The organism is Actinoplanes sp. G11-F43 (assembly GCF_050589265.1).
In the GTDB taxonomy this organism is placed as follows: domain Bacteria; phylum Actinomycetota; class Actinomycetes; order Mycobacteriales; family Micromonosporaceae; genus Actinoplanes.
Map to the genome: position 1 here is coordinate 154,910 of NZ_JBNZCE010000007.1, position 7,922 is coordinate 162,831.

Here is a 7,922-nt window from a genome sequence, read left to right on the forward strand (position 1 = left end):
CACGAACCTAGACCGTCTCGCTCAGCGTCTCCGCCTCGACACCCAGGACGGCCTGCTCGTCCGGCTTGTTGGCCAGCACGTCGGTCAGGTAGCCCTGAACCGCCGGGGCCATCCCGACGTCCCGCCCGGCCTTCTCGGACAGCAGCCACTTGTGCTGGATGATCTGCGAGAACACCTCCTGCGGCTCCAGCTTGCGCCGCAGATGGGCCGGGACCGCGCGGACCACCGGCTCGAACACCTCGGTCAGCCACCGGTGGGCGGCCTGCTGCTCGTCGGTGAGGTGGCTCTCCGCCCGGTAGGCGTCCAGGTCGTTGAGCAGCTGACGGGCCTGGTTCTCCTCGGCGTCCAGGCCGGTCAGCCGCATCAGCCGCCGGGTGTGGTAGCCGGCGTCGACGACCTTGGGCCGGACCAGATAGCCGCCGTCGTGCGACGTCGACATGGAGACCTCGGCGACGTCGAAACCCATCTCGTTGAGCCGCCGGATCCGCCGCTCGATGTGGTGCCGGGAGTCCCGGGACACCTCCTGCTCGTAGGTGACCTCGTGCCACAGCCGCTCGTACCGCGCGACGATGTCGTCGACCACCGACTCCGGGTCGATCGACTCGTGCAGCAGCTCGGCGGCCTGCAGGTCCAGGCACTCGCCGAAGATGTTCAGCCGCAGGATCTCGATGTCCTCGCTGCGCTGTCCCTCGGACAGTTTCGGGTAGAGGTTGCCGGTCTCGGCGTCCACCAGATAGGCCGCGAACGCGCCCGCGTCCCGCCGGAACAGGGTGTTGGACAGCGAACAGTCACCCCAGGAGAACCCGGTCAGGTGCATCCGGACGATCAGCGCGGCCAGGGCGTCGAGCAGCCGGTTCATCGTGTCCGGCCGCAGCACCCGGGAGAACAGCGCCCGGTACGGCAGGGAGAACTGCAGGTGCCGGGTGACCAGAACGGTCTCCAGCGGCTCCCCGTCCAGGGTCTGCCGGTCGGTGGCGATGGCGATCGCCTGGACCGCCGGGAAGTCGATCCGCTCCAGGGCGCGGAGCAGGTCGTACTCCTTCTCGGCGATCCGCTCCCGGGTCTCCTTCATCGCGTAGACGACCCCGTTGAGCTTCACGAACCGGACGATGTGCCGGGAGATGCCCTGCGGCAACGCGACCAGATGATCAGCCGGCCAGTCCTCCAGCGGAATGTGCCACGGCAGGTCCAGGAGCGCGGGGTCGATGAGAGCGGAGGTGATGCGCACGCTCCAAGTGTGCCGGTTCACGCGGCGCGTCGTGCCCGCACGTGGCTCGTTACACAGGTGCGAAACGGCCCACGACGTACGGGAGTGGCATGCGACGCAAAGCAGGCATCGTCATCGGAACGTGCGCCGCACTGGTGCTGGCCGGGACGGCCGGTGCACTGGTCGCGGCGCAGACCGGCGGCGAACCGGGCGGGAGCTGGCACGAAGCCCCGGGAACACCCCGCACCCCGGTCGCCGAGCGCGGATACGCACCGGCCACCGCGGCCCCATTGATCACGCCGACCACAGTGATCACTCCCGGCGCGTCCGTGTCCGCCGCCACCTCCACGACGGCGCCGGGGGCGCCGGTGGCTCCGTCCGAACCGGGTGAACGCCGCACCGAGGCCGCCACCGCCCACCCCCAGGACCGGCGGCTGGAGTCGGCGACCGCACCGCCCTCCAGACGTCAGAAGATCGGCACTCTGAAGCGGGTCGAGAAGCTGCTCGGCTACGTGGCCGGACCGCAGCGCCAGGAGTTCGAGTACCCCGGTGCCTCGTACGTCAAGGTGCACTTCGATCGTCTTGAGATGTTGCCCGGCGACTACGTGACGGTGTCGAACCCGGCGGGCACCGAGTCGTACCGCTACGAGAGCGACACCGACGGCCGCTGGGCCATGTCGGTCACCGGGGACACGGCGATCGTCGAAGTTCACCGCAAGGCCGACCCGCTCGGCGCCGGCGACACCCTGGGCGACCTGGGCGTGGAGATCGACAAGGTGGCCCGAGGCGACAGCCGCCCGCCGGTCCGTGAGTCGGCGCGAGCGGACCGGAGCCCGGACCGGAGCAAGGCCGGGCCGGGCCGTGAGGAGTCCGTCTGCGGCACCGACACCTCCACCGACGCGGTCTGCTACGAGTCGAAGGACCCGGTGGCCTACACCAAGTCGAAGGCCATCGCCCGGCTGCTGATCAACGGCACCGAGCTGTGCACCGGCTGGCGGATCGGCGCCAAGAACCGCATGATCACCAACAATCACTGCCTGACCAGCTCGGATGAGGCGTACGACACCGAGGTGTGGTTCAACTACCAGTGCGCCAAGTGCGGCGGGTACGACGTCTTCAAGCCCACCAAGGTCTGGGGCGACAAGGTGCTGGCCACCGACAAGACGTACGACTACACGCTCTTCTCGGTCGACGGCTTCGCGCAGGTGGAGAAATTCGGCTACCTCACCCTGGACACCGTGCGCCCCAAGAAGGGCCAGCAGCTGTACGTCCCCCAGCACCCCGCCGGGGAACCCGCCCGGATCGCCGGCAGCAAGGGTGAGGCGGCCGGCAACTGTGAGGTCGACAACCCCGACTACACCGGGTACGCCGCCCACTCCGACGTCTCCTACTACTGCGACACCGCCGGCGGCTCCTCCGGCTCCCCGGTGATCTCCCGCGCCACCAACCGGGTGGTCGCGCTGCACCACTTCGGCGGCTGCCCCAACTCCGGTGTCCGGGGCGATCTGCTGGCCGGCCGGTTGCGCCCGTACCTCTAGTTTTAAAGGGTGACCCAGAAGATCACCCGGAGTTGGTGGCCCGACCTGGCGGCCATCGCCGCCTTCGTGGTTCTGACCGTCGCCCTGGCCCGGGGCCATCTGCTGGACCTGGACCAGCGGGTGGCCGACTGGGCTCTGGCGGACCAGTCGAGCCCGGTGTACTGGACCGCCCGGGTCTTCAACTACCTCGGCCAGGGCGCTCAGGTGCTGATGCCGGTGGCCCTGATCCTGACGTTCCTGGTGTGGCGGCGCACCCGCTCGATCCGGGCCGGCCTGCCGTTCGCCGCCGCCTTCGTGCTGACCTACTTCACCATCGGCCCCGCGAAGATCTTCTTCGACCGGGCGGCGCCGCGCTTCACCGGCCCGGACAAGACCGTCCTGTTCAATCCGGCCGCGTCCGGGGACAAGGCGATGAGCTACCCGTCCGGCCACGTGGCGAACTCGCTGGTCTGGTACGCGGTGATCGCCCTTCTGCTGACCTGGCTGCTCGGCCGGGTCCTGACCCGCTGGGAGACGTTCCTGGTGCGGGTCCTGCCGGTGGCGATCGTCTTCGTCACCACGATCTACACCGGTTTCCACTGGGTGACCGACTCGGTGGCCGGCCTGTTCCTGGGCCTGGTGGTGGCCCGCCTCCTGGAACGGATCCCCTGGTTCCGCCTCCCGCTGGGCCCGCTGGACCGGCCCCCAACCGCGTGGTGATCTGTGGCTCGATTCGAGCCACAGATCGGCACACGAACTAGACCGGCTGGCCGGCGCGCAGCACGGACTTGCGGACCAGGTCGGGGGTGAGCACGACCAGGTCGGCCCGGAGGCCCGGGGTCAGGGCGCCGACCCGGTCGGCGAGGCCGAGCAGGCGGGCCGGGGTGGTGGCGGCCATCCGGGCCGCGTCGACCAGCGGGAGGCCGGCCGCGACCGCGTTGCGCAGGGCCACGTCCATGGTCAGGGTGCTGCCGGCGATCGAGCCGTCCCGGGTCAGGCGGGCCACCCGGTCGACCACGTCGACCTCCTGGCCGCCCAGGTCGTACCGGCCGTCGGGCATGCCGGTGGCGTCCATCGCGTCGGTGATCAGCACGGCGCGGTCCGGGCCGGCGCTGCCGGCCGCGAACGCCAGCATGCCGGGGTGCAGGTGGATGTTGTCGGCGATCAGTTCGACGGTGGCGGTGGAGGAGAGCAGGCCGACGACCGGGCCGGGTTCCCGGTGGTGGGGTGGGCGCATGCCGTTGAACAGGTGGGTGGCCACCGTCGCGCCGGCCGCCACCCCGGCGTGGGTCTGGCCGTACGTCGCATCGGTGTGCCCGATCGCCGCCAGCACTCCATGGTCCCGCAGGTAGCCGATGGCCTCCAGGGCGCCGGGCAGTTCCGGGGCGACGGTCATCATCCGGACCGCCCCGGACGCCACCAGTTCGGTGATCTCGGCGAGTGACGGGTCCCGCAGGAACTCCGGGTTCTGCGCCCCGCACCGGATGCCGGAAAGGTACGGCCCCTCGAAGTGGACGCCGGCGAGCACCCCCTCCTCGATCAGCGGCTGATAGTCGCGTACCGCCGATCGCATCAGTTCGAACGGTGAGCTGACCAGGCTGGCCAGGATGGTGGTGGTGCCGTGCCGCAGGTGGAACGCGGCCGCCTCGCGGGCGGCCCCGGCGGATCCGGTGGTGAACGTGTGCCCGCCACCGCCGTGGCAGTGCAGGTCGATGAAGCCGGGCACGATCACGTCGTCGCCGGCCGTGTCGTCCGGGACGATCGCGGCGATCGTGCCGGAGGAGTCCAGGTCGAGGTGTCCGGTGACCACGGTGTCGGGGGTGACGATCCGGCCGGAGATGCGGGTCACGGGGCGCCTTTCAGCGAGTCGAGTGCGAGCAGGGCGGAGCCGAGGCATCCGGCGGCGTCGCCCAGCTCGGCGCGGACGATCGCCGGGGTGCGGTGGAAGGTGACCCGCCGGGCGACCGCCTCGCGAACCGGGTTGAGCAGGTCGTCGCGGGCCTCGGCCAGGCCGCCGCCGAGCACGACGACACCGACGTCGTAGAGCGCCTGTGCGATGACCAGCCCGTCGGCGAGGGCTTCGACGGCCTCCTGCCAGACCTGGCGGGCCGGTTCGTCACCGCCGGCGGCAGCGGTGGCCACGTCGAACGCGGTGGCCGACGGCCGGCCGGTGAGTTCGGCGTACCGGAGCCCGACGGCTCGGGCCGACGCCACCGCTTCCAGGCAGCCACGCTGGCCGCAGGGGCAGGGCCGGCCGCCGGGCCGGACCACGATGTGCCCCAGTTCGCCGGCCGCGCCGTGCGCCCCCGGGTAGCCGGTGCCGTCGACGACGAGCCCGGCGGCGATGCCGGTGCCGATCGCGACGAAGAGCACGTGCCGCTGTCCGGCGCCGGCGCCGAGGCGGGCTTCGGCGAGGGCGCCGACCCGCACGTCGTGGCCGAGAGCGGCGGGGATGCCGAGCCGTCGGACGGCGAGATCCCGCAGCGGTACGTCCCGGAAGCCGATGTTCGACGACCAGACCGCGACACCCTCGATCTCGTCGACGACGCCGGGGACGGCGATGCCGGCCGCGATCGGGGTGAGCCCGTCGGCGCGGGCCCGGCCGGCCAGCGACTCGGCCACCGACAGGATGGTCTCGGTGACCGCCTCCGGGCCGCGCTCGGCCCGGGTCGGGTGCCGTTCCTCGTGGTGGACGGTGCCGTCCGGCCGGACCAGGGCGCACTTCATCCCGGTGCCGCCCACGTCCAGGGCGACCACCGCGGTGGGGCCGGAACTCACGTGAGGACTACGGAACGGCTGAGGTTGCGTGGGTTGTCCGGGTCGAGGCCCTGGGTGGTGGCCAGCGACAGGGCGACCCGCTGGGCCAGGATCAGGTCGGCCATCGGATCCAGCGGGGCGCGGCCACTGGTCCAGCGGCCGATCGAGCCGTAGCCGCCGTGGTGCCGGCTGTGCACGAAGGCCGCGCCGGTGCGCTCCACCTCCTCGGCGAGCCCGGCCGGGACGTCACCGAACGCCCACACCGCGCGGCGCGGGCCGGCGATCGCGATCGGCCCGTGCCGGTAGTCCATCGCCGGGTACGACTCGGTCCAGAACCCGGCGGCCTCGCGGCACTTGAGGGCGGCCTCCTCGGCGAGCCCGACGGTCCAGCCCTTGCCGAGAAAGGTGATCTGGTCGACCAGGGACGGGTGCACCGGCAACGGCAGCCGGATCGCCACCTCGGCGTCGGCGGCGGCGGCCTCGATGTCGTGGCCCAGGTGGGCGCGCAGGACGGCGAGCACGCTGGTGGCGAACCGGGTCTGCACCACCGACTTCTCGTCGGCGAAGTCGAGCACGACGGCGTGTGTCGCGAGCTGAGCGGCCGGTTCGTCGGCGACGGCGGTGAAGACGGTGACCGGGGTGTGCTCACCGACGGCGCGCATCACGTCGAGGGTCTCGGTGGTGGTCCCGGATCGGGTGATCGCGACGAGCCGGTCGTAGCGCCGCCCGAGCGGGAAGTCGGAGGCCTGGAAGGCGTCGGTCTCGCCGTGCCCGCTCTGTTCCCGGAGCACCGCGTACGACTTGGCCATGAACCAGGAGGTTCCGCATCCGACGACGGCGACCCGTTCCCCGCGGGCCGGGAGCCCCGGTGACTCGGCTAGTTTCGCCGCCTGCCGCCAGCACTCGGGTTGTGTGGCGATCTCCGCTTTGACATGGCTCATGGTTGTTCCTCACCGGTAGGTGCTGCGCATTAGCGCTCGGTTCCCGGGTCTTTCGCGCGTTATTGTGCTCACTTCGCTGCCGCCGGGGCAAGGACCAAAGGTCCTTTGCGCATCAGGAGGCTTTGCTTCCGGGCCTTTCGCGCACTAATGTGCACACACTTATCATGAATCGTGCATCGCGGAGGCGTCGGTGGACCGGTACGCGCGGTGGAATGCCCTGCTGGAGCTACTCACGGAGAGCGGCCGGGTGACGGTCGAGGAGGCCTCCGAGCGCCTCGACGTGTCGCAGGCCACCATTCGCCGCGACTTCGACCAGCTCGCGCAGCAGCAGATGATCACTCGGACCCGGGGCGGCGCGGTCGCCAACGGCGTCTCCTACGACCTGCCGCTGCGCTACAAGAGCGCCAAACACTCGGCCGAGAAACAGCGCATCGGTGAAGCGGCGGCCCGCCTGGTCAGCCCCGGCACCGTCGTCGGCCTCAACGGCGGCACCACCATCACCGAGGTGGCCCGCGCCCTCGCGGTCCGCCCCGACCTCAACGCCGGTGGTGAGGGCTCCCAGCTCACCGTGGTCACCAACGCGCTGAACATCGCCAACGAACTGCTGCTCCGGTCCCGGATGAAGATCGTGGTGGCCGGCGGGGTGGTGCGCCCGCAGTCGTTCGAGGTGGTCGGCCCGCTCGGTGGCGCCCTGCTCAAAGAGGTCACCCTGGACATCGTGCTGCTCGGCGTCGACGCCCTCGACGTGGAACTGGGCGCGGCCTCCCATCATGAGGGCGAGGCGTCGATGAACAGCCTGATGGTGGCCCGCGCCAAACGGGTGGTGGTGATCGCCGACTCGTCCAAGCTCGGCGGGCACGCGTTCGCCCGGATCTGCCCGATCAGCAAGATCGAGACGTTGGTCACCGACTCGGGGGCGCCGCCCGCCACGATCGCCGCGTTCCGGGACGCCGGGGTGGACGTGATCACCGCGTAATCCCGGCAGGTGTCGTCAATCCGGACTTTCCGTAGTGGCATGGTGGCCTGAGGTAGCCTCGTCGGAAAGAAATACGTGATCACCGATGCCAGCCAGGGGAGTGTCATGCAGCCGGAGGAGCCGCGGCAGCTCGTCCCCGCGCCCCGTGAGGCGGAGCCGGAGACGCCGCAGAGCGGCCCGCTGACCGAGCGGGAGCTGGAGATCCTCGCCTTCGAGGGCAAGTGGTGGAAACACGCCGGCGCCAAGGAGCAGGCCATCCGGGACACCTTCGGCCTGTCCTCGACCCGCTACTACCAGCTCCTCAACGGCCTGCTCGACAATCCGGCCGCGCTGGAGAAGGACCCGGTCCTGATCGGCCGGCTGCGCCGCCTGCGATCCGCCCGGGCCCGCACCCGCCGCCGCTGACCCTGTGCCGCGATGCGGCACGCGAGGTGACGTTCGTGTGCCGCGTTGCGGTGCGGATCGGACCGTATCGCGGCACGCGAGGTGGGGGTGGGGTTGGTGTGCCGCGTTGTGGTGCGGAT

General features: G+C 71.0%; 8 protein-coding genes. 4 read left to right on the forward strand and 4 right to left on the reverse strand.

Features of this window, described 5'->3' with window-relative positions:
• Positions 1-7: 7 nt before the first annotated feature.
• Complete coding sequence (locus ACQ0O7_RS09065) at positions 8-1,228, reverse strand: DUF4032 domain-containing protein (RefSeq protein ID WP_430781374.1); 1,221 nt, start codon at positions 1,226-1,228, stop codon at positions 8-10.
• Positions 1,229-1,317: 89 nt separating this feature from the next.
• Between ACQ0O7_RS09065 and ACQ0O7_RS09070 the strand changes: the two genes are divergently transcribed.
• Together ACQ0O7_RS09070 and ACQ0O7_RS09075 are read left to right on the forward strand one after the other, a co-directional pair.
• Positions 1,318-2,745 (forward strand): trypsin-like peptidase domain-containing protein, encoded by a 1,428-nt coding sequence (locus tag ACQ0O7_RS09070; protein WP_430781376.1) that lies wholly within the window; start codon positions 1,318-1,320, stop codon positions 2,743-2,745.
• Positions 2,746-2,754: 9 nt separating this feature from the next.
• Positions 2,755-3,444 carry a phosphatase PAP2 family protein gene (locus tag ACQ0O7_RS09075; RefSeq protein ID WP_430781377.1) on the forward strand — a complete coding sequence of 230 codons (690 nt, stop codon included), beginning with the start codon at positions 2,755-2,757 and terminating at the stop codon, positions 3,442-3,444.
• Between the two features lie 37 nt (positions 3,445-3,481).
• Here the strand turns inward: ACQ0O7_RS09075 and nagA are convergent, their stop codons facing one another.
• Genes nagA through ACQ0O7_RS09090 form a run of 3 tightly spaced genes read right to left on the reverse strand, consistent with a single transcriptional unit; the run spans position 3,482 to position 6,422 of the window.
• The gene (nagA, locus tag ACQ0O7_RS09080; protein ID WP_430781378.1) at positions 3,482-4,621 is read right to left on the reverse strand and encodes an N-acetylglucosamine-6-phosphate deacetylase; all 1,140 of its coding nucleotides are present in this window, start codon (positions 4,619-4,621) and stop codon (positions 3,482-3,484) included.
• Positions 4,570-5,502, reverse strand: a complete 933-nt coding sequence (locus tag ACQ0O7_RS09085) for an ROK family protein (protein WP_430781380.1) — start codon at positions 5,500-5,502, stop codon at positions 4,570-4,572. The genes nagA and ACQ0O7_RS09085 overlap by 52 nt, the downstream gene beginning before the upstream one ends.
• Positions 5,499-6,422, reverse strand: a complete 924-nt coding sequence (locus tag ACQ0O7_RS09090; protein ID WP_430781381.1) for an SIS domain-containing protein — start codon at positions 6,420-6,422, stop codon at positions 5,499-5,501. The genes ACQ0O7_RS09085 and ACQ0O7_RS09090 overlap by 4 nt, the downstream gene beginning before the upstream one ends.
• Positions 6,423-6,612: 190 nt before the next feature.
• Here ACQ0O7_RS09090 and ACQ0O7_RS09095 point away from each other — a divergent pair, with 190 nt between their 5' ends.
• Together ACQ0O7_RS09095 and ACQ0O7_RS09100 are read left to right on the forward strand one after the other, a co-directional pair.
• Positions 6,613-7,398 carry a DeoR/GlpR family DNA-binding transcription regulator gene (locus ACQ0O7_RS09095; RefSeq protein ID WP_430781382.1) on the forward strand — a complete coding sequence of 262 codons (786 nt, stop codon included), beginning with the start codon at positions 6,613-6,615 and terminating at the stop codon, positions 7,396-7,398.
• Positions 7,399-7,503: 105 nt separating this feature from the next.
• Complete coding sequence (locus ACQ0O7_RS09100; RefSeq protein ID WP_430781383.1) at positions 7,504-7,803, forward strand: DUF3263 domain-containing protein; 300 nt, start codon at positions 7,504-7,506, stop codon at positions 7,801-7,803.
• Positions 7,804-7,922 lie beyond the last annotated feature (119 nt).